Raw genomic sequence first — 25,713 nt, 5'->3', positions numbered from 1 at the left:
TGTTCTCAAAGAATAAAATCAAACTTCTCAAGAAACTATTTTATTCAAAATGGTTAAATAATCGCTTCTCTTCTTAAGAAAATCCAGGTCTGAAATATCAATTATTTTAATGTTTTCGGAATGCTGGTTCTTAATAAATTCCAGATAACCGGAATTCAGTTTTTGAAGATATTCCGCCTGAATGCTTTGTTCGTATCTTCGGCCTCGCTTTTTAATATTTTCCAGCAAACGCTCCGTATTTTGGTATAGATATATATAAACATCCGGTTTTGGCAGATCTTTATGCATTACCTGAAAAAGCTTTCTGTAAAGTGCATATTCTTCTTCGGGCAATGTGATTCCTGCGAAAATCAATGATTTGCTTATGTCATAATCCGCAATAACACTGTGCGTAAAAAGGTCCGGTTGCGAAATGTCATCCAATAATTGCTGATAGCGATCTGCCAAAAATGACATTTCCAAAGGAAAGGCATAACGTGCGGCATCATCATAAAACTTGGGAAGGAACGGGTTATCCTTAAACCTTTCCAGAATCAGTTTCGCATTAAAATCATTTGCAATTTTTGTAGCAAGACTAGTTTTTCCCGCGCCGATATTTCCTTCAATGGCAATATAACTATATTGGGAAATGTTATACTCGCGCATAGGGTTGGTCAACCATTTAGATTGTTTGGTTAGGGTGCTTTCATCTTCGGTCTGGGCCAAAAGCGTATTAATATTTTTTTTCGAAATTGGATGGACTAATGTTGCATGGATTTCTACTAAAGGCTGCAAAACAAAGTTCCTTTTTTCCAACTGCGGATGCGGAACGGTTAGCTTTTCTGTTTCCAATATTATTGAATCGATGAAAATTACATCAATGTCAATAGGTCGGGAAGCATATGTTTTTGCGGCGCTTCGCTCGCGACCCATATTTTTTTCGATTTCTAAAACAAGCTGTAGAATTTTTGAAGGTGCGAGTTCCGTTTGCATCCATACTGCGCAATTGAAGAAGGGATCGCCATTAAAACCCATTGCCGGACTTTCATAAACTGATGAAATTTTTATGATGGCACCAACCTTTTCAAACAAACTGTCAACCGCGGTTTGCAGATTGTCAAATCGGTTGCCCATATTGCTTCCTAAGGACAAGTATAAATTTGATATTGGTTTGATGGAATTCCTTTTTTTTAATTTACGGCTATAGAAATGACGCACCCTTCATTTCCTCGAACGTTGAAAACGGTGTCATCGTCAAAAATAAGATATTGACCTTTTATTCCTTTTAAAATTCCTTCATAATAAGGAGATTTTATAAGATTCAGCGATTTTGGGCTTGAAGGGTATTTTAAAACTGGGAATTGGAGATTCGTCTCCAAATTATGCTCTAAAAAATATTCTCGCGCCTCCTCGGGTATGAAGCGCTGCAATTGATTGCGCCATTCCGCCAAGTTTTCATCCTTTATATCATTTTTCAGCATTGCGCGCCAGTTAGTTTTGTCGCTCACATGGCTTTTTAGCGCAACTTCGGTAATGCCCGCAAGATACCGATTGGGAACCTCTACAATTTCTATGGCCTCATGTGCCCCTTGATCTATCCATCGCGTGGGGATTTGGCTTTTTCGGGTAACGCCAACTTTCACACTACTGCTGTTGGCCAGATAAACCACGTGTGGTTGAAGTTGAACGCCTATTTCATAAGCCAGCTCCCGAACTTCAATCCCCAAATGTGCCTTGCTCAATTCCGGATTTATAATCCAATCTGCCGCCTGTGGAATTAAAAAAAAACAATTGTAACAATAACCCTGTCTATATATTTTCTTTTGAAGACTGCAATGTAAGCACTGATAACGCAGAAAATTGATGGAGATTTTTTTGTCCAATAGTTGGTTCATACTTAAAAAATCGTTGTCGAAAACAAGATAATATTGTATAGGCGAACCGTTCTCCGTCAACATTTTTGTGAGCATTCCTTCGTAAATCATTTATTTGAAATTATTTATGCGCAACACTTTTTCAGAATTTATTACGAATTGATCCCTTTTATAAAAACGGAAATCGTAATTATAAAATTGTTATTTTTATAGCATAAAGATAGCAGAAAAACATGCCAATCCCCATTGTGAATTCCATTGCTTCTTGGTTTTTAAAAAAAAGGTTCCATCAAATTGACCTGTTTTTAAAGTACCCCATTGAAGTACAGGAAGAACTGCTATTCCATTTACTCCAAAAGGCAAAAAACACCGAGGTTGGTCGGCAATATGATTTTGCAAATATCAAAACCTATAGCGAATTTGCCGCACGCATTCCTGTAACCACTTACGAGGAAAATGAGCCCAATATAGAACGCGCCCGCAAAGGAGAAGCCAACATTTTCTGGCCTTCCCCCATTAAATGGTTTGCGAAGTCCAGTGGAACTACTAATGCAAAAAGTAAGTTTATACCCGTAACCACGGACTCACTTGAAGATTGCCATTACGCTGCCAGTAAGGATTTGCTGTGCATGTACCTCAATAATAATCCCCATTCCCAATTATTTGTTGGCAAGAGCCTACGTCTTGGCGGAAGCAAACAATTGTATCAGGAAAATGGTACCGTTTTCGGGGATCTGTCAGCCATTTTAATTGACAATATGCCGTTTTGGGCAGAATATAGTAGTACCCCAAGCAATGAGGTTTCACTAATGGGCGATTGGGAAACCAAAATGCAGGCAATTGCAAATGAAACCATTAGGGAAAATGTAACGAGCCTGGCCGGTGTACCTTCATGGATGTTGGTTTTGCTGAACAATGTGATGGAAACAACGGGCAAAAGAAATCTTTTTGAAGTTTGGCCAAATCTGGAAGTATATTTTCACGGTGGCGTAAATTTCGACCCATACATTGAGCAGTACAACAAATTATTACCGAAAAGTGATTTCCGGTATTATGAAATCTACAATGCTTCGGAAGGCTTTTTCGCAATTCAGGATAGGAATGAAAACAAAGAATTGCTATTGATGCTGGATTATGGAATTTTTTATGAATTTATACCTATGGACCGCTACGGCACTTCGGAAGAAAAAGTGATTCCATTGAGCGAGGTTGAGGCAGGGAAAAATTATGCCGTTGTAATCACAACGAATTCGGGCCTATGGCGCTATAAAATTGGCGATACCGTACGTTTTACCTCCACAAATCCATATAGAATAAAAGTTACTGGCCGTACCAAACACCATATAAATGTTTTTGGGGAAGAATTGATTATTGAAAATGCCGAAACCGCGCTGCGAAAGGTTTCTAAGCTTACCAATTCCGAAATTGTTGATTACACTGCAGGGCCAATTTTTATGAACGGAAAAGAAAAAGGGGCACATGAATGGATCATCGAATTTAAGTCGCCGCCGGATGATTTAAATTCTTTCACCCAACTTTTAGATGCGGCTTTACAGGAAGTAAATAGCGATTATGAAGCCAAACGATTCAATAATACCACGCTTAATGCCCCAAAAATTCACCACGCCCGCGAACGTCTTTTCTATGATTGGTTAAAGGAAAAAAACAAGCTCGGCGGCCAGCATAAAGTGCCTCGCCTTTCAAACACCCGAGATTATTTGGACGAACTTTTGCGTTTGAATCGTACCGATTGAACCTAATTTTAAAAAAATCATTCTATGAAATGGGCCGGAAATCGGGCATTTCACACCCTTTATCGGCTGCTTTTTTCAGAAAGTGTATTTTAACGAATTTACACGTTGGTTCAACTAAAACTTTTGTGGGCTTTTTCATTCCAAAGTACTTTTGACGTAACAAAATCCTTGATATTTCAAAATGAAAAAGTTTTTTTATATAGCGTGCTTTTTGTTTTTCACAGTTTTCTTAACCTCTTGTGCCACATCTGGGACGATAAATAACAATTCTGAAGTGGCCGGTTATAATTTAAAAAGCAAGAAAGAGCAAATGCACAGCAAAATTCTTCACAATAAGAATAAAACATTGCTTGCCTGCCCATAAAAATTCTTTAATCAAAATAAAAAAACCCCGATGCTCTCGGGGTTTTTACTTTAATAAATTTTAAATTTTTAAGAAACGGCCTTCAATTTTTTAAGTGTTGATTTGTTGAGTTTTTCCTCGGCGTAATCTTTCGTTACGTGAAGGGTTTTATCATCCGTTCCCGGAAGTTCATACATAGCATCCGTTAACACTGCCTCACAAAGCGAGCGCAAACCACGTGCACCAAGTTTATATTCAATGGCCTGCTCCACTATAAAATCCAAGGCTTCTTCGGTGATAACGAAATCGATTCCATCCATTTCAAACAGTTTTTTATACTGTTTTATAATGGCGTTTTTAGGTTCGGTAAGTATTGCACGAAGCGTTTCTTTGTCCAACGGATTCATATAAGTCAACACGGGAAGACGACCGATTATTTCGGGGATTAACCCGAAATCCTTTAAATCCTTCGGGATAATATACCGCAACATATTATCCTTTTCCATTTGGTTTTCCTTTACCGAAGCGGTAAAACCAACCGCTTGCATATTCAATCGTTTTGAAATATGACGTTCAATGCCATCAAAAGCACCACCGGCGATGAAAAGAATATTTTCGGTATTTACTTCAATGAATTTTTGGTCCGGATGTTTTCTTCCTCCTTTTGGCGGAACATTTACGGTTGTTCCTTCCAAAAGTTTCAGCAATGCTTGCTGAACTCCTTCCCCACTAACATCGCGGGTTATGGAAGGGTTGTCACTTTTGCGGGCAATTTTATCGATTTCGTCAATAAAAACGATTCCGTTTTCTGCCTTTTCGAGGTTGTAATCTGCAGCTTGCAACAAACGCGTCAAAATACTTTCAACGTCTTCGCCCACGTAACCCGCTTCGGTTAAAACGGTTGCGTCAACAATAGCCAAAGGCACGTTCAACATTCGAGCAATCGTTTTTGCAATCAAGGTTTTTCCAGTTCCGGTTTGCCCAACGATGATGATGTTGCTTTTCTGTATTTCAATATCGTCATCGGTTTTCGGTTGCAGCAATCTTTTATAGTGATTGTAAACCGCAACGGACATTACTTTTTTGGTAAATTCCTGCCCGATTACATATTCATCCAAAAATGCTTTTATCAGTTTCGGTTTCTTCAGCATTAAATCCTTCGACAATTCCGTATTGCCGGAATGCAACGCTTCCTCGACCACAATTCCGTGTGCCTGTTCAATGCAACGGTCGCAAATGTGTGCGTCCAAACCTGCAATTAGCAAGTTTGTTTCAGCTTTCTTTCGTCCGCAAAATGAACATTCTAAATCTTCTTTCGACATAATCTTTTTTCTGAAAATTTTTTATCTATTGCTGGTCAGGATTTCATCAATCATTCCGTATTCCATTGCCCTGTCAGCTTTCATCCAATAATCGCGATCGCTGTCATCATAAACCTTTTCGTAGGTTTGGCCGGTGTGTTTGGCTATTATTTTGTAAAGTTCTTCTTTTAACGAAATAATCTCGCGTGCGGTTATTTCAATATCACTTGCCTGGCCTTGCGCACCACCCAAAGGTTGGTGAATCATAACGCGCGAATGCGTCAAACCGCTGCGTTTTCCTTTTTCGCCGGCACATAAAAGCACCGCTGCCATGGAGGCTGCCATTCCGGTACAAATAGTTGCAACGTCTGGTTTTATAAATTGCATCGTGTCATAAATTCCCAAGCCCGCATAAACGCTTCCGCCGGGAGAATTAATATATATTTGAATATCGCGTGCGGCATCGGTACTTGCCAAAAATAGTAATTGGGCCTGCACGATGTTGGCCACTTGATCGTTGATCCCGGTGCCGAGGAAAATGATACGGTCCATCATCAAACGCGAAAAAACGTCCATTGCCACGGCGTTCATTTGGCGTTCTTCAATAATATTTGGGGTCAGGCTCACCGGATACATACTGCTTATGATTTTGTCATAATACATATCGTTGATGCCTTGGTCCTTTATGGCAAAATTTCTGAATTCGTTACTATAGTTCATAAATGTGTGTTCGTATTATAATTTTTCTGCTTCCAGAATAGAAAAAGGTTTAAAATCAAAAGGCGTTAAATTGAAAAATTCAACGCCTAAAGATAACTATTTCTTCGCTGAATTAGGCGTAGGCTTCCTTAATGAATTCGTCATAGGTAACCTCTTTGGTCTTCAGTTTTGCGTTTTCCTTAAAATAATTCAGCAATTTATTTGTGTTCAGTTGCTCGCTCAATCGCTGCACCTCTTCTTTGTTTGACAAAATGCGTGCAGCAATGGATTCCAATTCCTCCTCGGATGGATTGGTTTGTCCGAACTGCGCCATTTGCCCTTTTATCATATTTTTTGAATAATCTTTCAACTCGTCAAAAGTAACTTGCAGATTGTTTTCCGCACGAAGTTTTCCTTCAATCAATTGATAGCGAAGGCCCTTTTCGCTTCTTTCGTATTCTGCCTTTGCATCTTCTTCGGAAAGTCTTTTTTCGCCGCTCATTGCAATCCAACGTTGCAAAAATTCCTTTGGAAGGTCGAAATTTGTGTTTTCAATCAATGAATCCACCACATCGTTCAAAAGCTTTTGGTCGCTTTGTTGTTCGAATTGCTTTTCGGCATCTTCCTTTATTTTTGCTTTCAATTCTTCCTCGGAAGTCACTACGCCTTCCCCGAATAATTTGTCAAACAATTCTTGGTTCAATTCGGCCATTTCGCGTTTGTTCACCTCATCAATCTTAAAGGAAACCTCAATATCCAAGCCGTGTGCATCATCATGCGCAACGCCCAAATATTTTTGGTTGTCGTGGTCATCGGCGAACATTCCCTTGGTTTGCAACGTTACCGTATCGCCAACTTTTGCGCCAATTAAAGTGTCAAGTTGTTTTTTTCCGGCAATTTCTTCCGTGGAAAGAGTGGTTTTCTTTTCAATTTCTTTTTCCGAAGAAGTAAAGGTTCCTGTGATTTCATCGCCTTTTTCAACTTCAGTTTTGGAAATTAATTTTCCGTATTGCTTGCGAAGGGTTTTCACTTGGTTCTCAAGCATTTTCTCATCCGCCACTATTTTATATTGAAGTACTTCGTTGCCTTTTACGTCAACATTGAATTCCGGCGCAAGGCCCAATTCAAATTCGAACGAATAATCATCGGCATCCCAATTTATTTCTGCTTCGTTCTTCGGGAGTGGATTCCCCAGCACATCAAGTTTTTCTTCGGTAAGAAATTTATGGAGTGCATCCTGCAATATTTTGTTTACTTCTTCCACCAAAACGGCCTTTCCGTATTGTTTTTTTATCATTCCCATAGGAATATGGCCCTTACGGAAACCGGGAATATTGGCGTTTTTGCGATAATCGTTGAGCACTTTTTCAACCTTGCCGGAATAATCGTCTTTAGAAACTTCCACTGTAAGCACAGCGTTCAATTTATCAATGTCTTTTTTTGTAATGTTCATTTGTTCTCTTCTGAATTTCGGGAGGCAAAAGTACGGTTTTTTGCAAAACGGGACAAACAATTACAAACTGTTGTTCAGCGAATTATTTGTCTTCCTTCAAAAGTGAAAAAAGGATGGACTGGAACAGCGACAGCAGCAAACTGAAAAGAAGTGCCCACCAAATGGAAGAAACCTCGAATCCCCCCACGAAATAATCTGCCATTAAAATTATAATCGCATTAATAATCAAGAGAAAAAGTCCGAAGGTAACGATGGTAATTGGCAGGGTCAAAAGCACCAAAATGGGCTTGATCAATAGTCGCAGCAACGCGATAACGATAGCTACAATAATTGCGGAACCGTAACCTTCGACGGCTACACCGGGAAGTATTTTAGCTAGAATTACAACCGCCAAGGCGGTCAATAATAGTTTTATCAGCAATTTCATTAGAGCGAATTTAAGTTGGATTTAAAGATAAAAAAACCGCCTTCAAAGAAAGACGGTTTTTCGATAAAACTATTTTATGAAATCTTAATTATTAGAAATTGTAACTGTGGGATAATTGCCAATGTGTACAGTGGGAATTGTGGCGTCGTAAGTGTCATTTATTGCATATATCATCATATTTGCCATATAGGCATATCCTCGAGGTGTCGGGTGAACGCCATCCAATGAAAACGCACCCCCCGTTACGAATTGTGAAGTAAGCAGTCCGCCATCATAAGGAATTCCACCATTTGACAGCCTTGCCAAAATGGTTTTTGCATCAACAAACGCTAAGCCTTTTGCACTTGCAAGCGCTTGGATGGTTGCATTATATGCCGTACTTGCCGCACTTACCCTTGCCTGTTCGGTGGTTGCCAAAACCAAATCATCCCTTAAAGGAATGGTTACACCAATAATACCTTGAGGATTGCTCGGGTCTGGAGTTGTTCCTAATTCAGAGGAAGCCGTCAAAACAATTAAATCATCAGATTTCACTTGACGTAATTGCCCTAACAATGCAGCCAAAGGAGCCGGAAGGCTAAATGGCGGACCTTGAAGAATTGCGGTAATATCGGTCAGATCATCGTCGGTCATAATTGGGAAATTTTGGCCCGCGGAAAAGTTAATCATTCTCAGGGCTGCTTCTTCGGGCGAAATTACTCCCATTCCCGCCAAACCAGGCAATATCTGCGTATTATACGCGGCGAACTGTGCATTCAACTGGGCCGCGGTTGCAGCGTCCAAAGGAATGGCATTGGTTGGTACAGTAGTAAAATATGGAATTGAAGTTACTTCTGGAATATTTATCAAAACACCCTTCGCACCATTTTGGGTGAGGGCGTCCACCTGTTGGCTATAAACCATAGCGAATACGTTTGGATCGGTTATGTCATTGCTGCCATAGGTGGAGGGATCAAAATTTCCGGTTTGGTCAATTCCCGATCCCCCAGATGTAGCATAACCAAGGATATCATTATTTCCTATCCAAAGACTAAAAAATGTGGGGTTTTGTGCAACCGCATCACCAATAACCGTTGCACTTTCGCTACTGGCAAATCGTGCAAAATACGGATTGGCTGCTCCAATGGGCACACCAGCTAAATTACCATATCCTGGGGCAAGGAGATGAAAACTTTTGGCGCCCGGCACACCCATATTATTATAGGTGCTGGGAAGATGATTTGTAATATCAGTAGTCGGGTTTCCCTCCAATCTAACGGGGCCGGGATTTCCATTGGCGTCCACCGCTAAAATGAATCTATTTTCAGCAATTTGATTTCCGTTTAAAAGCAGTCCGCCAAGATTATCATTCATCAGAGGTTGATTAAATTCACCTCCTCCGGCAAATGCAAATTGCTGGGCCATAATGTTTGGATAACTATTTTTTTGTCCCGTAATGTACAATGCGCCATCAGCATAACCTGCAGTAAGGGAATTACCAACGGCAACATATTTTGAAAAGTCGGCAGAGCCGCTGCTGTAAAATTCATCTTCGGTTACGGGGCTGTCAAATTCTGGATCGCAGCTAATAAAGCTTAATGCCAAAACTGCGAGTGTATATTTATATATATTTTTCATCTTTAAGGTTTTTCAATTATAGTTTATAAGTCAATCCCAAGCCCGGTACAAAAGCGTTGGTTTTATAAGTTCCACTGAAAGGAACAGCTACACCATTCTCGAAATAATAGTTGTAGGAAGCATCCACCTCTTTGAAATGAGAATAAAGGAAAGACGCGTCAATCTGCAAATGCTCACCAATATTTACCGTTAGTCCGGCCGTGAAGTTATTGCTATCGTTCCTAGGTGTTTCAGGCGCAAAATATCCAGCTTGCACGGGAGATTCGTCAAAATAGTATCCTGCCCTTAAAGTGAACATTTTTGTAGCATCATACTGCATTCCAAAACGATAGATGGAAGAATTTTTATAATTGCGGGCATTTTTTGAATCTGGAATATCCTCATTTACGAAGTTTATATCCAAAGATTCATAAACATCCCAATACGTTCGGTTATAGTCAAAAGCAAAAGTCCAATTTTCGCAGAAATCATAGGACATTCCCACAGTCATTTCAGCTGGCAAAGGCAAGGAAGCTGAAATTCCAGTATTTTGGAAAGGTGTTAGTGGAGAGTTCGGAATATTCTCAAAAGTTGCGTCGCCATCATCGGCGTCAAGAATAATTTGTGAGCGATAAGTAGCCCCGATGTGCAATTTATCGGTTGGGTTGAACATGGTGCTCGCCACCCACCCCCAGCTACTAACGCCAGTAGCGTCAATAGTAACGTTGGCGCGATTTCCCTCAAGATCAGTCAAAGTACGGTTCAAGTTTCTGTTAAAGTTTACAGAACCAGTTACATAAATAGGGCCGCCACCAAAACTTAATTTATCATTGATTTTAAAAGAAACCGTCGATTGAACGTAAATAGCTTGAAGGTCAATGTTGTTTACCAAATGTGAACCGGCCCAATCGTCTTCATATTCCACTGAACTTCCATAAGGCGTGTAAACACCTAAACCGAAAGCCAGCCAATCTGTAGCCTTGTAAGATGCATACGCATAGAAAGGAGTGCCGACAGGACTATCCGTTCTTGCATTCGCACCTGTTTGGGAATCTTGATAGGCAATGTTTGAAAACACACCAAACGCACCCAATGTACCATTAAATTTTTCGTCCAGATATACTAATCCGGCCGGGTTAAAAAACACGAGTTCACTGCTGTTAATTACGGCAACCCCCGTGTGGCCCATTGCCAAGGATTTATTTCCCTGCAAGCTTACACGGTAACCACCGGCATAAGTAACCGCGCTTGCGAGTGCAAAAACGGCAAGTAAAAATAATTTCTTCATAATAAATTTGTCTTTTGAGTTAATTTTGAGGATCGAAAAGTTTGACTATAGCTTTTTTTATTTGCTATGCGTGCATAGGAAATGTTCTTACAATATTATAAAAATTTTACAACAATCGGGGCTCTTTTTGAAATTTTTAAAAGTCCGAAAAAAAGGAAATATTCCCGAATTTTAACTGTCTTCAACTAGAAAATCTGTAGCTAGTTTATAAAATTCATCCGGATTTTGTGCGTGAAGCCAATGGCCAGCTTTTGAAACCGTTTTTATCTTCGCCTTTGGAAAATGTTTTTTTATTGGAACTTCATCCAAGGGTTCAATGTAGCCGCTGTTTTCGCCGCCCAAGAAAAGCGTATTTCCTTTGAAAACGGCATTTTCGGGTAGCGTCTCCCCTACTTTTTCAATTTTTTCGGAAAGTACTGCCAAGTTTACGCGTAGGCCAAGTTCACTTTTGGATTTTCTATACAGGTTTTTAAGCAAAAACAATCTCGTGCCTTCATCCTTTATATATTCGGCAAGTTGATCCTCGGCCTCCCCACGGGATTTTAATTTAGAAAAGTCAAGCATAGAAAGCGCCTTCAAAATATCCTGGTGGTGCGGCGGATAAGCCTTTGGGGCAATATCGGCAATAATTAATTTTGAAACCATTTCGGGATAGTTTACCGCAAATTGCATGGCAACTTTTCCGCCCATTGAATGGCCGAGCAGCATAATATTTTCAAGCTTGTGCTCTTCGCAATATTTTTTCAAATCTTCAGCCATTACATCATAAGAAAATTCATTGCTGTGGAAACTGCGGCCGTGGTTGCGTTGATCCAAAAGATGTACTTCATAACCAGCTTCCGCCCAACGGGTGCCAAGGGTTTTCCAGTTGTCGCCCATTCCAAGGAAGCCGTGGAGGATTACGAAAGGTTTACCGGAGCCTAAAATTTGGGAGTGTAATTTCATGATTTAAGTTTTTTCAAATATTCGCCAATCACCTTTTCCAATCCGTCATATAGCGCCTCGCAAATAAGTGCGTGGCCAATGCTAACTTCTAAAAGATTCGGGATGTTTTCCTTAAAAAACTTTATGTTTTCCAAGGATAAATCGTGGCCTGCATTTATGCCCAAGCCCAATTTGTGGGCAAGTATCGCACATTCTATATAAGGTCTTATGGCTTCTTTATTCCCCAGGGAATATTGCTTGGCAAATTCTTCGGTGTAAAGTTCAATCCTATCCGTTCCTGTTTCGGCGGCGCCTTCAATCATTTTTAAATTGGGATCAACAAAAATTGAAGTGCGGATTTTGTTTCTTTTGAATTCCGCAATAATTTCTTTTAAAAAATCCGTGTGCTTTATCGTATCCCAACCAGCATTCGAAGTTATTGCATCTACGGCATCGGGAACGAGCGTAACTTGGGCAGGTTTTATTTGCAAAACCATCTTTATAAAATCGTCCATGGGGTTTCCCTCAATGTTGTATTCGGTAATTACAATGGGCTTTAAATCGTACGCATCTTGATACCGAATGTGGCGCTCGTCGGGTCTGGGATGGATTGTAATTCCCTCTGCCCCAAAAATCTGGACGTCCTTTGCAACCTTTAAGAGGTTCGGCATATTGCCGCCCCGCGCATTGCGCAAAGTGGCTATCTTATTTATATTTACGCTTAATTTTGTCATTTCTTTGTATTAGAATTAACAAAAATACAAACCTTGTGAAAGGTAATGAACCTTTATTTTAAGTAATTTGCAATCAAAACATTTTTCTGATGGAAACCACAAACTACATCATCAACGATATTGAACCGTTTGACGTTTCGGCGAAAATAAAAGATGTGCAATCGATTTTTAACCAGTTTACGTATTCGCACATCCCGGTAGAAAAGGAAGGCCATTTTATTGGATGCGTTTCCGAAAATGACGCTTACTGTTTTGACAACAAAAAGTTGCTTAGTGATTTTCAATATGCACTGGAACCATTTCACGTACTGGAAGACACCAATTGGCTGGATATTTTGGAAGCTTTCGCATTGAACAATAGCAATCTTATGCCGGTTTTGGGAGAGGATAACCATTATTTGGGCTACTATGAGCTGGGCGACATTATGAGTTTCTTCAACAATACGCCTTTTTTGAATGAAACGGGAGGCATTATTGTGGTTGAAAAAGGAATTCAGGAATATTCCTTCAGCGAGGTTTGCCAAATTGTGGAATCCAACGGCACGCGAATTTTTGGTGTTTTTATTTCAAAAATTGAAAATGATATGGTTCAGCTAACCTTAAAAGTGGGCCATACCTCACTCAATAGCATTGTTCAAACTTTCAGACGCTATAAATATAATGTGATAAGCCAACACGAAGAGGATAAATTTATGGATGACTTGAGGGAGCGGTCCGAATATTTGGATAGATACCTTAATATATAGTGGTCCGTATTAAGTGTTCAATGTTCAATGTTCAATGTTCAATGTTCAATGTTCAATGTTCAATGTTCAATGTTCAATGGTCAAAAATAAAAGTTTCCATAGCTTCAACAGCATCAAATAAATGAAATGAAAATAGGCATCTACGGGCAATTTTATCATGAAAATTCTGAGATATATATTCAGACACTTTTGGATGCGCTCCAAAAAAAGGAAGCGGAGGTTGTTATTGAGGAAAATTTCCTGGCTATTATTAATCAAAACCAGGAAATCACTAAAAACTTCTCAGAATTCTCCACTTTTACCGAATTGGATTCCAGCTTTGATCTTTTCTTCAGCATTGGTGGCGACGGAACCATCTTGAAGGCAGTAACATTTGTTAGGGATCTGGGCATTCCGATTGTTGGCATAAATACTGGTAGGCTTGGTTTTTTAGCTACAATCCAAAAAGAAGAAATGACCGAAAGCTTGAACCAGATTTTGGATGGCGAATATTCAATATCAGAAAGAAGTTTGTTAACGGTGGAAACCTTTCCAAAGAGCGAAGAAATACACCCATTAAATTTTGCTTTGAACGAAGTGGCCGTAAACCGGCGCAACACCACCTCCATGATTAAGGTTGAAACGCTGGTAAATAACAATTACTTAACCAGCTATTGGTCCGATGGATTGATTGTTTCCACCCCAACCGGCTCCACTGGCTATTCCTTGAGCTGCGGCGGACCTGTGATAGATCCGCAGGCCAACAACATTGTGCTAACCCCCATTGCGCCCCATAATCTTAACGCCAGGCCATTGGTGTTGCCAGATTCTTCCGTATTAACATTAAAAGTTTCAGGGAGGGAAAATACTTTTTTGCTCTCAATGGACTCCCGCATTGCCACCTTGGACAATGAAACCAAAATCATAATCAAAAAAGCACCCTTTACCATCCAATTATTGCAGCTTCACGATGACAGCTTTATTAAAACCCTTCGCAAAAAACTTTTGTGGGGCGAGGACAAGCGTAACTAAACAATAAAATGTTTTAAAACTTGTTAATCAACAAAGACAAATCAGCTTGCCTTAATGTCAAGCCAAGTTTATTGTTATATTTGCAAACTTTTAAAGTATATGAAGTTTTTCGCTACTGCATTTTTAGTACTCTCAACTGTGTTTTTTGCGCATTCCCAAACCTACGAAATAGGTGGAATGATAGGTGGCGCCAACTACATTGGCGATGTTGGTAGCACCACATATATAAATCCAAACAGTCTCGCAGTTGGTGGAATTTTTAAGTGGAACCGTAGTGCACGCCATTCTTTTAGAGGTTCAGTTATGGTAGCAAAAATAAAAGGTGACGATTCCAAAAGCTCCAATAATCGTAGATCAGAACGAGGCTATTCATTTGAAAATACTGTGAAGGAACTTTCCATTGGCCTGGAATATACCTTTTGGGATTTTGACGTTCATGCACAGAAATCCATATCAACTCCTTATTTATATACCGGTCTTACCGGTTTCAGTTACACCGCGCTGCGCAAAAAAGCGAATAATGTTATTTCAGAATATGATAATGCATTAAGCATTGCAATACCGATGGTCATTGGCTATAAAGCAACGCTAAGCCAAAATGCCATGGTTGGTTTTGAAATTGGCGCGCGCTATACATTCACCGACGACCTGGATGGAAGCAACCCAGTTAAGGGACTTACAGATGCGGAAGGGCTTAAATTTGGAAATACAAATAATGACGATTGGTATGTATTTACTGGAATAACCGTTACTTTTGCCTTCGGAAGAAAGCCTTGTTATTGCAATTTTTAAAATGAAGATGGAGCAAATAGACAAAGACAAATTGCCACAGCATCTGGCCATAATCATGGACGGCAACGGACGTTGGGCAAAACAGAAAGGTCTTTTTCGCTCAATGGGTCACGAGAACGGCACTAAAGCAGTTAGAGAAATTGTAGAAGGAAGCGCTGAAATTGGAATACCATTTTTGACGCTTTACGCCTTTTCCACGGAAAATTGGAATCGACCAAAACTGGAGGTGCAATTGTTGATGAAACTTTTGGTTTCTTCGCTTAAAAAAGAAATAAAAACGCTCCAAAACAACAACATAAAACTCAATGCGATTGGCAATCTGGATGCCCTTCCAAAAAAGGCTCAACAAGAATTGCTGGACGTTATAGAAAAAACCTCGAATAACGCGCGAATGACCCTCACGCTTGCCCTTAGCTACGGTTCCAGGGAAGAAATTACAAAAACAATTAAGGAGATTAGTCTTAAAGTTAAAAATAACCTAATTTCGCCGCATGATATTGATGAAACAGTAATAAATAATCATCTTTACACGCAAAATTTACCAGATGTAGATTTATTGATCCGCACCAGTGGCGAGCAACGCATCAGCAATTTTCTGCTTTGGCAAATAGCGTACGCCGAACTGTATTTTACTGAAACACTTTGGCCGGATTATACTAAAACCCATCTTTTTGAAGCAATTTTAAATTATCAAAACCGAGAAAGAAGATTTGGAAAAACCAGTGAACAACTTAATCAATAGTCCCCTATTGCATATATATAGAAAATCTTATTGTATTTTATTATTTACAATACTTTCCGTTTTTACACTGCAGGCACAGCAAAAAGAACTTGATAGCGGTAAAAAATACACCTTAAACAATATAACAGTCTCAGGCGCACAAAGTTTTAACGAACTTACAGTAATCGCATTTACGGGTTTGAAAAAAGGTGACCGCCTTTATATTCCCGGCGAAAAACTTAGCCAAGTAACCAAGAAGCTCTGGGAACAGGGCCTTTTTAGCGATATTGCATTTTACGTTACCAATGTTGAGGGTGACAGTGTAGATTTAGAACTGTACATAGTTGAATTGCCCAAACTCCACGAGGTAACCATAAACGGAAAAGGTGTTCGCAAAGCCAAGCAAAAAGAAATCATAAAAGATAACGAGCTTAATCCCGGCACTAAAATAACCAAAAACCTAATCAACACTACAAAAAATTATATTACCAATAAATATAAAAAAGAAGGTTTTTACAACACACAAGTAACCATAGCCACACCCCCAGTAACGGATTCCACAGGCGCAGAGGTTTCAAGAAATATGATCATTTCCATAGATAAAGGGAAACGCGTTAAAGTGAAGGAAATCAATTTTGAAGGCAATGAGCAATTCACCGATGGTAAACTGCGCCGCGCCATGAAAAAGACCAAACGAAAAAATCTGGTTCGCGTTTGGAAAAGATCAAAATATATTGAGGAAGGTTTTGAGGAAGACAAAGAATCTATCCTTAAAAAATACAAAGCCAATGGATATCGAGATGCACGTATCCTTGACGATACATTGAGAAAAATTGACAACAAGAATGTGGCCTTGGACATAAAACTTGAAGAAGGCGACAAATATTATTTCGGCGAAATAAAATTTATAGGCAATAGTGTGTTCACTGATGGCCAATTGCGGCAGGTACTAGGCATTAAAGAAGGTGACGTATATAACGGAGTGCTATTGCAAGAGCGCATTATGGATGAATCCGCGCCCGATGCCGAGGACATGACCAACCTTTACCAGAACAACGGATATCTTGCCGCACGAATAAACCCTGTAGAAGTTGCAGTTCGAAATGACACAATAGATTTTGAAATCAGGATTATGGAGCGCAACCTGTTCTATTTTGATCATGTTACCGTAGTAGGGAATGACCGCACCAACGACCACGTTATCTATAGGGAATTGCGCACACGTCCAGGTCAAAAATACAGCAAACGCGATGTTATTAGAACCATTCGAGAATTAGGCCAATTAGGATTTTTCGATCCGGAGCAATTGTCGCCAAACTTCAAAAAAGTAGACGAAAACAATGGTTTAGTTGATTTGGAATATTCTGTAGTTGAAAAAGGCTCAAGCCAAATAGAGCTTCAGGGAGGCTACGGAGGAGGCGGATTTGTAGGAACGTTGGGACTATCATTTAACAACTTTTCGCTCCGTAACCTTTTCAACTTTGAATCTTACAAGCCATTACCAATGGGAGATGGGCAAAAACTATCTCTTAGGGCACAAGCCAGCAGCTATTATCAAACCTATAGCCTATCATTGACAGAGCCATGGTTGGGCGGTAAAAAACCTGTACAGTTATCTACCTCCTTTTCACATACGATTCAAAATTATTATGATTACAATAATAGACAGGCGGATAAATCAAGAAGTTTCACCATAACCGGAGGATCCATCGGGTTGGCGAAAAAGGTAAAATGGCCGGACGATTATTTCGTTCTATCAAATGCAGTTAGTTTTCAGCATTATAATTTGGACAACTACAACACTGGTTTGTTCACCTTCGGGGATGGATATTCAAACAACCTAGCCTATACAATAGGAATAAGCAGAAATAACACTGCCACCAACCCTATTTATCCAACACAAGGTTCAGATTTTAGTGTTACAGCAAAATTGACCCTGCCCTATTCTGCATTCAATAATGTTGATTATAAAGCTTTATCGGAGGAAAGAGCACAGCTAGAACTTGTAACTCCTACTGATCCCAATTATGTGGATGCAACCCAAAGAATTTCTCAAATTGACCAAGAGCGATTCAAATGGTTGGAATATTATAAAATTAAATTCAAAGGTACTTGGTACACCCGTCTATATGATAAATTAGTATTGAGAACCAATACCGAATTCGGTTTCCTTGGGGCATACAATCAAGATCGTGGCGTACCTCCTTTTGAAAGATTCTTTCTAGGTGGGGATGGCCTTGGAGCCTATAGTTTGGACGGCCGCGAGGTAATCCAACTGCGTGGGTATCCTAACCAATCATTATCCGGTGTAGACGGAAATACGATTTATAATAAATTTTCGTTAGAGGTTAGATATCCCGTTACCCTAGCACAGATGGCATCCATCTATGTACTTGGTTTTGCGGAAGGTGGGGCCTCTTTTGATGGTTTCAAGGATTATAATCCTTTTGAACTAAAACGTTCCGCCGGCGCAGGATTGCGTATATTTATGCCCGCATTTGGACTTTTGGGAATTGATTTCGGATACGGTTTCGACCCAGTATTGGGCGGAACGGAACCAAATGGATGGCAAACCCACTTTATAATTGGGCAACAATTTTAAAAAAACTGGCACGATATTTTCTTAAACAACAACCAAATAAATATGAAGACAAAAAAAACCCTCTTTTTCACACTTGCCCTTTTTTGCTTCACCTTCATGGCAGAAGCACAAAGAGGCGTCCGAATTGGATATATTGATATGGAATATATCTTGGAAAGTGTTCCCGAATATAAAGAAGCGTCCATTCAATTGGAAGGAAAGGTGCAGCGCTGGAAACAGGACATCGAGAAGAAACAAAAGGAAATAGATCAAATGAAATTGAATCTTGCCAATGAAAGAGTTCTTTTGACCAAGGAATTAATTGATGAGCGAGAAGAGGAAATAAAAATTAAGGAAGACGAAATGCTCAAATATCAGCAGGATCGTTTTGGCCCGACCGGTGATTTGATGATTCAGCGCCGCCAACTGGTGCAACCCATTCAAGACCAAGTTTTCAATATTGTACAGGAAATTGCCGAAAACAAAAAGTATGATTTCATCTTTGATAAATCTGCAGATGTGGTAATGCTTTTTGCCGCAAAAAGAAATGATATCAGTGATTTAGTCTTACGGAGTATTGAACGTGCCGGCAGAAGAGTGCAGGCCGCGGACAAAAAGGAAAAGCGCGAAATTGAGCAGCGCGAAAAACTGTCCTTGGAAGAAGAAGGGGCCGTTACAGAAAGAGAGAAAGCAATACAAGAAAAACAGGAGGAGCGTGAAAAAATAGTTGATGCCAAAAAAACCGAACGAGAAGAAATGATGGCTCAACGGCAAAAAGAACGCGATTCAATTAGAGCAGTCAAAAAAGCCGAATTTGAAGAGCGCCGCCAACGTTTGATCCTAGAAAGAGAACAAAGAAGAGATTCAATAATGAATGCCCGCCAAAATAGAACAAACACACCCGCAGACGGTGGGGATGAAGGCAGCGGCGACGGCGATGGCCAATAATTTCATAAACGCTTTTAATAACCAATACTTTCAAATAAAATAACACTTAAATTAAATACACTTACAATGAAAAAAATGAAAACGTTACTAGTTGCAATTGCACTTTTCGTGGGAGCTACAAGTTTTGTGAACGCCCAATCAAAAATTGCACACATCAATGCACAGGAGCTGATTGAAGCAATGCCGGAATACAAGGCAGCGCAAAGTCAATTGGAAAAAGTGCAGAAAACGTATGATACAGAAATCAAGGCAATGGCCAAGGAACTGGAGACCAAAATGAAGCAATATGATGCCGAGGCCACTACAAAAACTGATGAGGAAAACCAAAAACGATTCCAAGAAGTTCAAGGTATGCAGGACAACATCCAAGCTTACAGACAACAGGCTCTTCAGGATCTGGATAAAAAAAGAACGGACATTTTTAAACCAATCCTTGAAAAAGCACAATCCACTATTCAAAAAGTGGCCAAAGCCCAAGGATATCAATATGTATTAGACTCTACCGTTGGAAGCGGTGTTATTCTTGCGGATGGCAAAGACCTTATGGCCGATGTTAAAAAGGACCTCGGAATGTAATTCTTTTTATGAAATAGTTTAAAACTGCCCCTATTTAGCGGGCAGTTTTTTTATGCCACAATTTGAAGTATTTGGCTATTTTTACGCGATGGATAGAAATAACCCCATAGGTGTTTTTGACTCGGGCGTCGGAGGTTCCTCTATTTGGAAGGAAATCCATAAATTATTGCCATACGAAAACACGATATATTTGGCCGACAGTAAAAATGCTCCTTACGGAAATAGATCGGCGGAGGAAATTACAGCCCTTAGCATAAAAAACACTGAGAAATTATTGGAACTCGGCTCCAAAATTATTGTAGTCGCCTGCAATACCGCAACCACCAATGCCATAGCCACCCTTCGGGAAAATTATGACATTCCAATAATAGGCATTGAGCCGGCAATTAAACCAGCAGCGCTCCAAACAGCCTCAAAAAGCATTGGGATTTTGGCCACAAAAGGAACTTTGAGCAGTGCGCTTTTCAGCAGAACTACTAAGGAATTTACTAAGGATATTAGTGTTGTTGAAATTATTGGCGAAGGCTTGGTGAAGCTAATTGAGGCTGGAAATCTGGATGGTCCCGAAATGGTTTCATTATTGAAAAAACACACCAAACCGATGATTGATGCCAATGTAGATTATCTGGTTTTGGGATGCAGCCATTACCCGTACATTGTTCCCCAGTTAATGAAAATACTCCCACCGAATGTTAAAATAATAGATTCTGGGGAAGCAGTGGCACGGCAAACGAAAACCGTGTTGCAAAGTTTGAATTTACTCAGGGAATACAATACCCCGCCACAACTTCAATTTTTTACCAATGCAACAACCAACACCCTTCAATTGTTGCTGAAGGATTATTCAAAATTTGTTAGCATTGCGCAGGAAGATTTTTAATTCACTCCTTAAACCAAGAAGAATAAAAAACATAATTATTCGCGATGCGTTCAATTTCGCCTTTGGTCAATTCGGGACTTATCTCTTTCAGTTTTCTGGCAGGAATACCGGCATAAATACTTCCACTTTCTACCCGCGTATTCTTTGAAACCACGGCGCCGGCGGCTATTATAGTGTTGCTCTCCACCACACAATCGTCCATCACAATGCTTCCCATACCGATCAATACGTTATCGTGAATGGTGCAACCGTGAACAATTGCATTGTGTCCAATAGAAACATTATTTCCAATAGTGGTTGGCGAAGTTTTATAAGTGGCGTGAATTACAGCACCGTCCTGCACGTTCACTCTATTTCCCATTTTAATGAAATGCACATCGCCACGAATAACTGCATTGAACCACACACTACATTCATTGCCCATAACCACATTGCCCACTATTGTGGCATTCTCTGCAATAAAACAATCGTCGGGAATTTGTGGATGTTTTCCGTTTACGGGTTTAATTATCATTCAGGTTTCAGGTTTCAGGTTTCAGATTTCAAAAATAAAGCTAAAGATGTATTCAAACAAACTTGCAACCTGCAACTTGCATCGTGCAATTTCTAACCGAAATAAGCAAGCAAATCCTTTTTACGTGAAGGACTTACCATTATTTCCTTTCCGCTAGAAAGCACTACGCTCCCACCCTTTCCCTTTTTGTACTCCGTAATTTCATTTACGTTCACTAAATAGGATTTATGTACGCGCGCAAAACCATTCTCCGAAAGCGAATCCTCAAAATATTTTAGGGTTTTGCTTACCAAACGCTTGCCCACTTTTAGGTGAATCTGCGTATAATTGTCATCTGCTTGGCAATACAATATATCCTCCATCTGCAGAACCTCGAAACCATTTTGCAACGGAATTGTAATCTTTCCGGCCACTTGCGTTTGCAATGGTTTTAATATGGAATTTTGAAGTGTGTTTTCCTTCTGCTTAATTTCGTGCACATAATCCACCGCTTCAATCAATTTATCAATGGAAATAGGTTTCAACAAATAATAGGATGCGTGTGCATTTAATGCGTCAATGGCATAATGGCTGTAGGCGGTCACAAAAATTGTTTCAAACTGCCTGTCGCCCACTTTGTCCAATAAATCGAAAGCATTGCCAAAAGGCATTTCCACATCCAGAAAAACAACGTCCAAATCATTATTCCGAATTAAAACCAAAGCTTCATCAACATTTGCCGCTGCTCCTTTTAGCACGATATTCGGACAATATTTTGACAAATAATTTCGTAGGATTTCCCGGCTGGTTTCTTCGTCTTCTACAATTATTGCGTTTAATTTCATTAGTGTAATGGTTAAGTCGTGAGTTCGTGAATAATTGAATTTGTCATTATTAATCCTTTTTTAGAATTAATTCTACTCTTGTTCCTTCATTATTTTCGAAAACGTTTTCCACATTTACATCTACTTTGTCCTTATACATTTCATTCAAAATGGCTATGCGTTTTTCGGTGTTGCCCATTCCTTTCGATTTTTGCTTTTTCTGGTTTTCGGTCTTGAATTCTTTTGATTTTGAACGGCCAATGCCATCGTCAATAATAGAAATTTTTATGGTTTCGGAATTAATTTGCTGAAAATTAATCTCCAAAAATCCCCTTTGATCTTTGTACCGAAGTCCATGCCAAACGGCATTTTCAACATAAGGCTGAAGTAACATTGGCGGAATTACGAACTCGTTCAACGCGATGCTTTCGTCAATCGAAATTTTATAGTCGAATTTATCCTTAAACCTGAAATGTTCCAGTTTCACATAAAGTTCCAACAATTCAATTTCCTTCTGTAACGGTATAAAATCCTCTTCGCTGTTTTCCAATACCGAACGCATCAATAATGAAAAATCCGTCAAATATTTGTTGGCCGTTCGTTCATCATTCACGGCAATAAAACTATTCACGGAATTCAATGCATTGAAAATAAAATGCGGATTCATTTGAGACCGAAGCGATTTCAGTGCCAAAAGATTATTTGCTAATTTTTGTTGTTTCACATTTTTGTATTGGGCATAAGCTGCAAAAATTAGTAACAACACGATAACGGCCAATGAAATGATGACCCATCTCTGGATGCGATTGTTGGTTTGAACTAATTCCTGATTTTCGAAGGCCAACTTATACCGGCTTTCCTTCAGCTTTCGGTCATTTTCCAAACTGGCAATACGGTTTTGCTTTTCAGTAATTTCCTTGCTAAAGCGCGCTGCCTGGCTTATTTCCTGCTCCTTTTTTACATATAGTTCGTCCACCACTTCCACATAGCGTTGGTAGCTTTCAGTGGCCTTGTCAAACTCCCCAATATCCCGATAAATCTCGGAAAGCTTTCGAACCGCATCTTTTTGAACTATCAAATCTTCCTTTTTATCGGCCTCGGCAATACTTTTTTCTAAGTATGGGATTGCCTGTTTATACTTTTCCTGCGCCACGAAAGCATTCGCAATTTTATAGTTCTGCCTTTGCGGGGTTAACGCTTCATCCTCAACGGTTGTGCCTGTTTGCATGGAATTTAACTCCTTTAATGTTTCCTCACGAAGTTGGATTTCCTTCTCGTATTCCCGATTTTGATTATAAAAATCGGCCACTTTGTTTTTTTCCGAAACCGCGCGCTGTTTGTTTTCCTTTTTGGCAAGTTTAAGGGAATTGTCAAAATATTCCTCAGCTTCATTCAATGCGCCACTTTGGGCATATGTTTCGCCAATCTTGGAATTTAGATTTGTAATTTTTGGGATTATTTTATTGTCCTTGGCAATATCCAGCGCCTTTTGGTAGTTAAAAACGCTTTTTACGCCTTCTCCAATGGCTTTATATGTATCGCCCAAACCTTCGAAAACTTCCGCCATTTGATTGGCCGAAAGAGTTGCATTTAGCAGATTTTGAAAAGTAGAAAGGCTTTCCTGATAATTCTTATTTTGCGAAAATGCCTTTGCCAATTTGATTGTCACGTCTGTGCCTGCCCCATTTTCAATACTTTGTTTATAATTTTCTACCGCTAGATCCGGCAACGCCCAAAAAAAATTGATATCGCCCAAAGTTTCTAGGGCTAATGCGTTTTCCTTTTTGGTTATAGTCTTGCCGGATTTTGGTTCCATTGCCTTGGTGACATATTCAATGCTTTTCTGAGCGTCTTTTTTAAGATAGAATTTAGCCGAATCCAAATACACCCTGAAACCTCCTTGCCCCGTCTCGAGCGACCTTTTGGAAGGAATAGGAGCGGTCGCCGTTTTTGCATTTTCAACCTTAATTGTAATGAAATCATTCTTTTTAACAGTATGGTAAACCGTTACAAAATCATCACTTTTTATAACTAATTCATCACCAATTTTTGCAGAAACCACAAATCTGCCCTGCCCATTGGTTGTGGTGTATTGCCCGCCCAAGATCTCCACATTTACCTTTGATATCGGTAAGTTTGTTTGGCCATCCCTTACTTCTCCCTTCAACAGAAATGATTTAATTTCCACGGAAGATTTTGATTGCGCAAAACATGTTGGGGCATAAAAAAATGCCACAGTCAAGAAAAGAAAAACGAGTTTTTTCATTATGAGTTTAAAACTGTAAACTTACGCACTTTGTTGAAACGAATAAAAATACATTATTCTGAAATAGCGTTTTGAAAAACTGAAAAAGATTGCATTGCTCACTGAAAGGAATCGTTTACTAATTCATTTTGCTTGCTGCCTAATCAAAGGTTTTTATAGAGAAATGTTCGATTTAAGTTTACTGGTTAGGATTAACTTAAAACAACAAATATGAAAAAGCTGCCATTCATATTACTACTTTTATCCTTCGCCATAACCGCGTCAGGTAAAGCAGAAATCAAAAACCGGGTAGATTCATCATTAATCGCCACAACAGACCAATACTAGAATTATATATGGGAATAAGTCCCGACCAAATAAAAAAGCCTGACATTAATAGTCAGGCTTTATATTTTAATTAGGAATGATTAATTAATTGCTGGACAGTTACAGTCATACGGTTCCGGTCTGCCGCCCAAAAAGTCGTAACCCAAAGTAATTTGGTGATAGGAACCGCCATCAAACCTCACGTTTCCGGATTGATAGGTATAGGTATAGGCGAACATAAAATTCTTATAGTTAATACCCAAAATCGGCGAAAAATATTGCGGTTTTTGTCCTTTAACTTCAGCGCCGTTCAAATAATCGGCCCCGTCAAAACCTCTTCTGTAGGACAATCCGCCCCATAATTGTCCAAAGTCCATCGTTCTGTAGGCCTTAAAATTTACATCAATGGCTTGCTCGCCGGTACCTTCACTCCACTGAAAAAGAAATGAGGGTTCATAACTCCAATCGGCGCCATATTTTCCGATAGCATATGCTGCGGAAAGCAAATATTTTCTTTGGTTATTGGATTCATATTCCTCCGTATATATAGACCTGTTTTGAAATATGATATTCTTTACAGTAAAATGCGCTGAAAAATCCAGAAAATTATAGGATAGCCCCGCATCTACATTAAAATAGGAAGTACTCTGAATTATTCCTGCAATAACGGGATCATAATCATCCAAAGGAAAATTTGTTTCGTCCAATCTTTGCTGCGTCAATCCCGCACTTAAACCGAAAGATAATTGATTCAGATCTGCCTCACTCCTTGAAAACATAAGATGATGGGCATATGTTACATATCCCCCGGTTTGCGAATGATATCCGTTTTTATCATTATAAAATATCGCTCCTACCCCTGACTGTTCTCCTAATCTTGCATTAAAGCTCAACGTTTGTAAGTTAGGCGCATCCTCTTGGTCGAACCACTGCTGCCTGGCCGTTAACCTTAGTTGATTGTGAGTAGCCGCACCAGCCATTGAGGGATGTAGCAAATATAAATTATCAGCCAAATATTCGGAATATATGGGAATACCATCTTGCGAATAACTAAAAAGCGATGAGATGAAAAATAAGATAAGGGGGATTTTTTTTATGTTCATAATACTTGTTTATCGTTTTAGGGTAAAATGTCCTTTGAATTCCTTTGGGTTCCCGTCCTCGGTATACTCCACGCGGAACCAGTAGTCGCTGGAT

At 39.5% G+C, this 25,713-nt stretch carries 23 protein-coding genes; 9 read left to right on the top strand and 14 right to left on the bottom strand.

What is annotated here, in order from left to right:
* Positions 1 to 27: 27 nt before the first annotated feature.
* Positions 28 to 1,155 carry a 2-amino-4-hydroxy-6-hydroxymethyldihydropteridine diphosphokinase gene (gene folK / locus QRD02_RS12625; RefSeq protein ID WP_290255350.1) on the bottom strand — a complete coding sequence of 376 codons (1,128 nt, stop codon included), beginning with the start codon at positions 1,153 to 1,155 and terminating at the stop codon, positions 28 to 30.
* 14 nt (positions 1,156 to 1,169) lie between these two features.
* Positions 1,170 to 1,964: a DUF2797 domain-containing protein gene (locus tag QRD02_RS12620; RefSeq protein ID WP_290255316.1), complete on the bottom strand. Its 795-nt coding sequence runs from the start codon at positions 1,962 to 1,964 to the stop codon at positions 1,170 to 1,172.
* A gap of 122 nt (positions 1,965 to 2,086) precedes the next feature.
* Between QRD02_RS12620 and QRD02_RS12615 the strand changes: the two genes are divergently transcribed.
* The gene (locus QRD02_RS12615; protein WP_290255315.1) at positions 2,087 to 3,607 is read left to right on the top strand and encodes a GH3 auxin-responsive promoter family protein; all 1,521 of its coding nucleotides are present in this window, start codon (positions 2,087 to 2,089) and stop codon (positions 3,605 to 3,607) included.
* Positions 3,608 to 4,039: 432 nt separating this feature from the next.
* Here QRD02_RS12615 and clpX read toward each other — a convergent pair whose 3' ends face one another.
* The 8 genes from clpX to QRD02_RS12575 all read right to left on the bottom strand — a co-directional run bounded on the left by clpX (position 4,040) and on the right by QRD02_RS12575 (position 12,372).
* Positions 4,040 to 5,272, bottom strand: a complete 1,233-nt coding sequence (gene clpX, locus QRD02_RS12610; protein WP_290255314.1) for an ATP-dependent Clp protease ATP-binding subunit ClpX — start codon at positions 5,270 to 5,272, stop codon at positions 4,040 to 4,042.
* 21 nt (positions 5,273 to 5,293) lie between these two features.
* The gene (gene clpP / locus QRD02_RS12605) at positions 5,294 to 5,971 is read right to left on the bottom strand and encodes an ATP-dependent Clp endopeptidase proteolytic subunit ClpP (RefSeq protein WP_290255313.1); all 678 of its coding nucleotides are present in this window, start codon (positions 5,969 to 5,971) and stop codon (positions 5,294 to 5,296) included.
* Positions 5,972 to 6,083: 112 nt separating this feature from the next.
* A complete protein-coding gene (gene tig / locus QRD02_RS12600; RefSeq protein WP_290255312.1) occupies positions 6,084 to 7,403 on the bottom strand; it encodes a trigger factor in 1,320 nt (439 codons plus the stop codon).
* An 82-nt stretch (positions 7,404 to 7,485) separates the two neighbouring features.
* The gene (locus tag QRD02_RS12595) at positions 7,486 to 7,830 is read right to left on the bottom strand and encodes a phage holin family protein (protein WP_290255311.1); all 345 of its coding nucleotides are present in this window, start codon (positions 7,828 to 7,830) and stop codon (positions 7,486 to 7,488) included.
* An 84-nt stretch (positions 7,831 to 7,914) separates the two neighbouring features.
* Positions 7,915 to 9,447 carry an SGNH/GDSL hydrolase family protein gene (locus QRD02_RS12590; RefSeq protein WP_290255310.1) on the bottom strand — a complete coding sequence of 511 codons (1,533 nt, stop codon included), beginning with the start codon at positions 9,445 to 9,447 and terminating at the stop codon, positions 7,915 to 7,917.
* Positions 9,448 to 9,463: 16 nt separating this feature from the next.
* Positions 9,464 to 10,714, bottom strand: a complete 1,251-nt coding sequence (locus QRD02_RS12585) for an OmpP1/FadL family transporter (RefSeq protein ID WP_290255309.1) — start codon at positions 10,712 to 10,714, stop codon at positions 9,464 to 9,466.
* Between the two features lie 171 nt (positions 10,715 to 10,885).
* Positions 10,886 to 11,659 carry an alpha/beta fold hydrolase gene (locus QRD02_RS12580; protein WP_290255308.1) on the bottom strand — a complete coding sequence of 258 codons (774 nt, stop codon included), beginning with the start codon at positions 11,657 to 11,659 and terminating at the stop codon, positions 10,886 to 10,888.
* Positions 11,656 to 12,372 carry a pyridoxine 5'-phosphate synthase gene (locus tag QRD02_RS12575; protein ID WP_290255307.1) on the bottom strand — a complete coding sequence of 239 codons (717 nt, stop codon included), beginning with the start codon at positions 12,370 to 12,372 and terminating at the stop codon, positions 11,656 to 11,658. The genes QRD02_RS12580 and QRD02_RS12575 overlap by 4 nt, the downstream gene beginning before the upstream one ends.
* A gap of 89 nt (positions 12,373 to 12,461) precedes the next feature.
* On the opposite strand from QRD02_RS12575, the gene QRD02_RS12570 reads away from it, so the two are divergent.
* From QRD02_RS12570 to murI, 8 genes are all read left to right on the top strand, one after another.
* Positions 12,462 to 13,118 carry a CBS domain-containing protein gene (locus tag QRD02_RS12570; RefSeq protein ID WP_290255306.1) on the top strand — a complete coding sequence of 219 codons (657 nt, stop codon included), beginning with the start codon at positions 12,462 to 12,464 and terminating at the stop codon, positions 13,116 to 13,118.
* A 126-nt stretch (positions 13,119 to 13,244) separates the two neighbouring features.
* Positions 13,245 to 14,129, top strand: a complete 885-nt coding sequence (locus QRD02_RS12565; RefSeq protein ID WP_290255305.1) for an NAD kinase — start codon at positions 13,245 to 13,247, stop codon at positions 14,127 to 14,129.
* A gap of 99 nt (positions 14,130 to 14,228) precedes the next feature.
* The gene (gene porG, locus QRD02_RS12560; RefSeq protein WP_290255304.1) at positions 14,229 to 14,921 is read left to right on the top strand and encodes a type IX secretion system protein PorG; all 693 of its coding nucleotides are present in this window, start codon (positions 14,229 to 14,231) and stop codon (positions 14,919 to 14,921) included.
* A gap of 7 nt (positions 14,922 to 14,928) precedes the next feature.
* Positions 14,929 to 15,663 (top strand): undecaprenyl pyrophosphate synthase, encoded by a 735-nt coding sequence (gene uppS, locus QRD02_RS12555; RefSeq protein ID WP_435373041.1) that lies wholly within the window; start codon positions 14,929 to 14,931, stop codon positions 15,661 to 15,663.
* Positions 15,644 to 18,244 (top strand): outer membrane protein assembly factor BamA, encoded by a 2,601-nt coding sequence (gene bamA / locus QRD02_RS12550; protein WP_290255302.1) that lies wholly within the window; start codon positions 15,644 to 15,646, stop codon positions 18,242 to 18,244. The genes uppS and bamA overlap by 20 nt, the downstream gene beginning before the upstream one ends.
* 42 nt (positions 18,245 to 18,286) lie before the next feature.
* Positions 18,287 to 19,171, top strand: coding sequence for an OmpH/Skp family outer membrane protein (locus QRD02_RS12545; protein ID WP_290255301.1), 885 nt, complete (start codon positions 18,287 to 18,289; stop codon positions 19,169 to 19,171).
* Between the two features lie 66 nt (positions 19,172 to 19,237).
* Positions 19,238 to 19,747: an OmpH/Skp family outer membrane protein gene (locus tag QRD02_RS12540; protein ID WP_290255300.1), complete on the top strand. Its 510-nt coding sequence runs from the start codon at positions 19,238 to 19,240 to the stop codon at positions 19,745 to 19,747.
* An 88-nt stretch (positions 19,748 to 19,835) separates the two neighbouring features.
* Positions 19,836 to 20,627: a glutamate racemase gene (murI, locus tag QRD02_RS12535; protein ID WP_290255349.1), complete on the top strand. Its 792-nt coding sequence runs from the start codon at positions 19,836 to 19,838 to the stop codon at positions 20,625 to 20,627.
* A gap of 1 nt (position 20,628) precedes the next feature.
* On the opposite strand, the gene QRD02_RS12530 is transcribed toward murI, so the two are convergent.
* The 4 genes from QRD02_RS12530 to QRD02_RS12515 all read right to left on the bottom strand — a co-directional run bounded on the left by QRD02_RS12530 (position 20,629) and on the right by QRD02_RS12515 (position 25,619).
* Positions 20,629 to 21,141 carry a gamma carbonic anhydrase family protein gene (locus QRD02_RS12530; RefSeq protein WP_290255299.1) on the bottom strand — a complete coding sequence of 171 codons (513 nt, stop codon included), beginning with the start codon at positions 21,139 to 21,141 and terminating at the stop codon, positions 20,629 to 20,631.
* A 92-nt stretch (positions 21,142 to 21,233) separates the two neighbouring features.
* The gene (locus QRD02_RS12525) at positions 21,234 to 21,965 is read right to left on the bottom strand and encodes a LytR/AlgR family response regulator transcription factor (RefSeq protein ID WP_290255298.1); all 732 of its coding nucleotides are present in this window, start codon (positions 21,963 to 21,965) and stop codon (positions 21,234 to 21,236) included.
* Positions 21,966 to 22,014: 49 nt separating this feature from the next.
* Entirely contained in the window at positions 22,015 to 24,210 is a 2,196-nt protein-coding gene (locus QRD02_RS12520; protein ID WP_290255297.1) for a tetratricopeptide repeat-containing sensor histidine kinase, read from the bottom strand.
* A gap of 407 nt (positions 24,211 to 24,617) precedes the next feature.
* Complete coding sequence (locus QRD02_RS12515) at positions 24,618 to 25,619, bottom strand: PorP/SprF family type IX secretion system membrane protein (RefSeq protein WP_290255296.1); 1,002 nt, start codon at positions 25,617 to 25,619, stop codon at positions 24,618 to 24,620.
* Positions 25,620 to 25,713: the final 94 nt, after the last annotated feature.

The sequence above is a fragment of the Aequorivita aurantiaca genome (assembly GCF_030410135.1).
In the GTDB taxonomy this organism is placed as follows: domain Bacteria; phylum Bacteroidota; class Bacteroidia; order Flavobacteriales; family Flavobacteriaceae; genus Aequorivita; species Aequorivita aurantiaca.
This window is presented reverse-complemented; position numbering and strand designations above follow the sequence as displayed.

What these genes read in the sequence shown, in the direction of transcription:
- QRD02_RS12620 (WP_290255316.1), bottom strand. Translation starts at nt 1,964, where the DNA reads ATGATTTACGAAGGAATGCTCACAAAAATGTTGACGGAGAACGGTTCG.
- QRD02_RS12615 (WP_290255315.1), top strand. Translation starts at nt 2,087, where the DNA reads ATGCCAATCCCCATTGTGAATTCCATTGCTTCTTGGTTTTTAAAAAAA.
- clpX (WP_290255314.1), bottom strand. Translation starts at nt 5,272, where the DNA reads ATGTCGAAAGAAGATTTAGAATGTTCATTTTGCGGACGAAAGAAAGCT.
- clpP (WP_290255313.1), bottom strand. Translation starts at nt 5,971, where the DNA reads ATGAACTATAGTAACGAATTCAGAAATTTTGCCATAAAGGACCAAGGC.
- tig (WP_290255312.1), bottom strand. Translation starts at nt 7,403, where the DNA reads ATGAACATTACAAAAAAAGACATTGATAAATTGAACGCTGTGCTTACA.
- QRD02_RS12595 (WP_290255311.1), bottom strand. Translation starts at nt 7,830, where the DNA reads ATGAAATTGCTGATAAAACTATTATTGACCGCCTTGGCGGTTGTAATT.
- QRD02_RS12590 (WP_290255310.1), bottom strand. Translation starts at nt 9,447, where the DNA reads ATGAAAAATATATATAAATATACACTCGCAGTTTTGGCATTAAGCTTT.
- QRD02_RS12585 (WP_290255309.1), bottom strand. Translation starts at nt 10,714, where the DNA reads ATGAAGAAATTATTTTTACTTGCCGTTTTTGCACTCGCAAGCGCGGTT.
- QRD02_RS12580 (WP_290255308.1), bottom strand. Translation starts at nt 11,659, where the DNA reads ATGAAATTACACTCCCAAATTTTAGGCTCCGGTAAACCTTTCGTAATC.
- QRD02_RS12575 (WP_290255307.1), bottom strand. Translation starts at nt 12,372, where the DNA reads ATGACAAAATTAAGCGTAAATATAAATAAGATAGCCACTTTGCGCAAT.
- QRD02_RS12570 (WP_290255306.1), top strand. Translation starts at nt 12,462, where the DNA reads ATGGAAACCACAAACTACATCATCAACGATATTGAACCGTTTGACGTT.
- QRD02_RS12565 (WP_290255305.1), top strand. Translation starts at nt 13,245, where the DNA reads ATGAAAATAGGCATCTACGGGCAATTTTATCATGAAAATTCTGAGATA.
- porG (WP_290255304.1), top strand. Translation starts at nt 14,229, where the DNA reads ATGAAGTTTTTCGCTACTGCATTTTTAGTACTCTCAACTGTGTTTTTT.
- uppS (WP_435373041.1), top strand. Translation starts at nt 14,929, where the DNA reads ATGGAGCAAATAGACAAAGACAAATTGCCACAGCATCTGGCCATAATC.
- QRD02_RS12545 (WP_290255301.1), top strand. Translation starts at nt 18,287, where the DNA reads ATGAAGACAAAAAAAACCCTCTTTTTCACACTTGCCCTTTTTTGCTTC.
- QRD02_RS12540 (WP_290255300.1), top strand. Translation starts at nt 19,238, where the DNA reads ATGAAAAAAATGAAAACGTTACTAGTTGCAATTGCACTTTTCGTGGGA.
- murI (WP_290255349.1), top strand. Translation starts at nt 19,836, where the DNA reads ATGGATAGAAATAACCCCATAGGTGTTTTTGACTCGGGCGTCGGAGGT.
- QRD02_RS12530 (WP_290255299.1), bottom strand. Translation starts at nt 21,141, where the DNA reads ATGATAATTAAACCCGTAAACGGAAAACATCCACAAATTCCCGACGAT.
- QRD02_RS12525 (WP_290255298.1), bottom strand. Translation starts at nt 21,965, where the DNA reads ATGAAATTAAACGCAATAATTGTAGAAGACGAAGAAACCAGCCGGGAA.
- QRD02_RS12520 (WP_290255297.1), bottom strand. Translation starts at nt 24,210, where the DNA reads ATGAAAAAACTCGTTTTTCTTTTCTTGACTGTGGCATTTTTTTATGCC.
- QRD02_RS12515 (WP_290255296.1), bottom strand. Translation starts at nt 25,619, where the DNA reads ATGAACATAAAAAAAATCCCCCTTATCTTATTTTTCATCTCATCGCTT.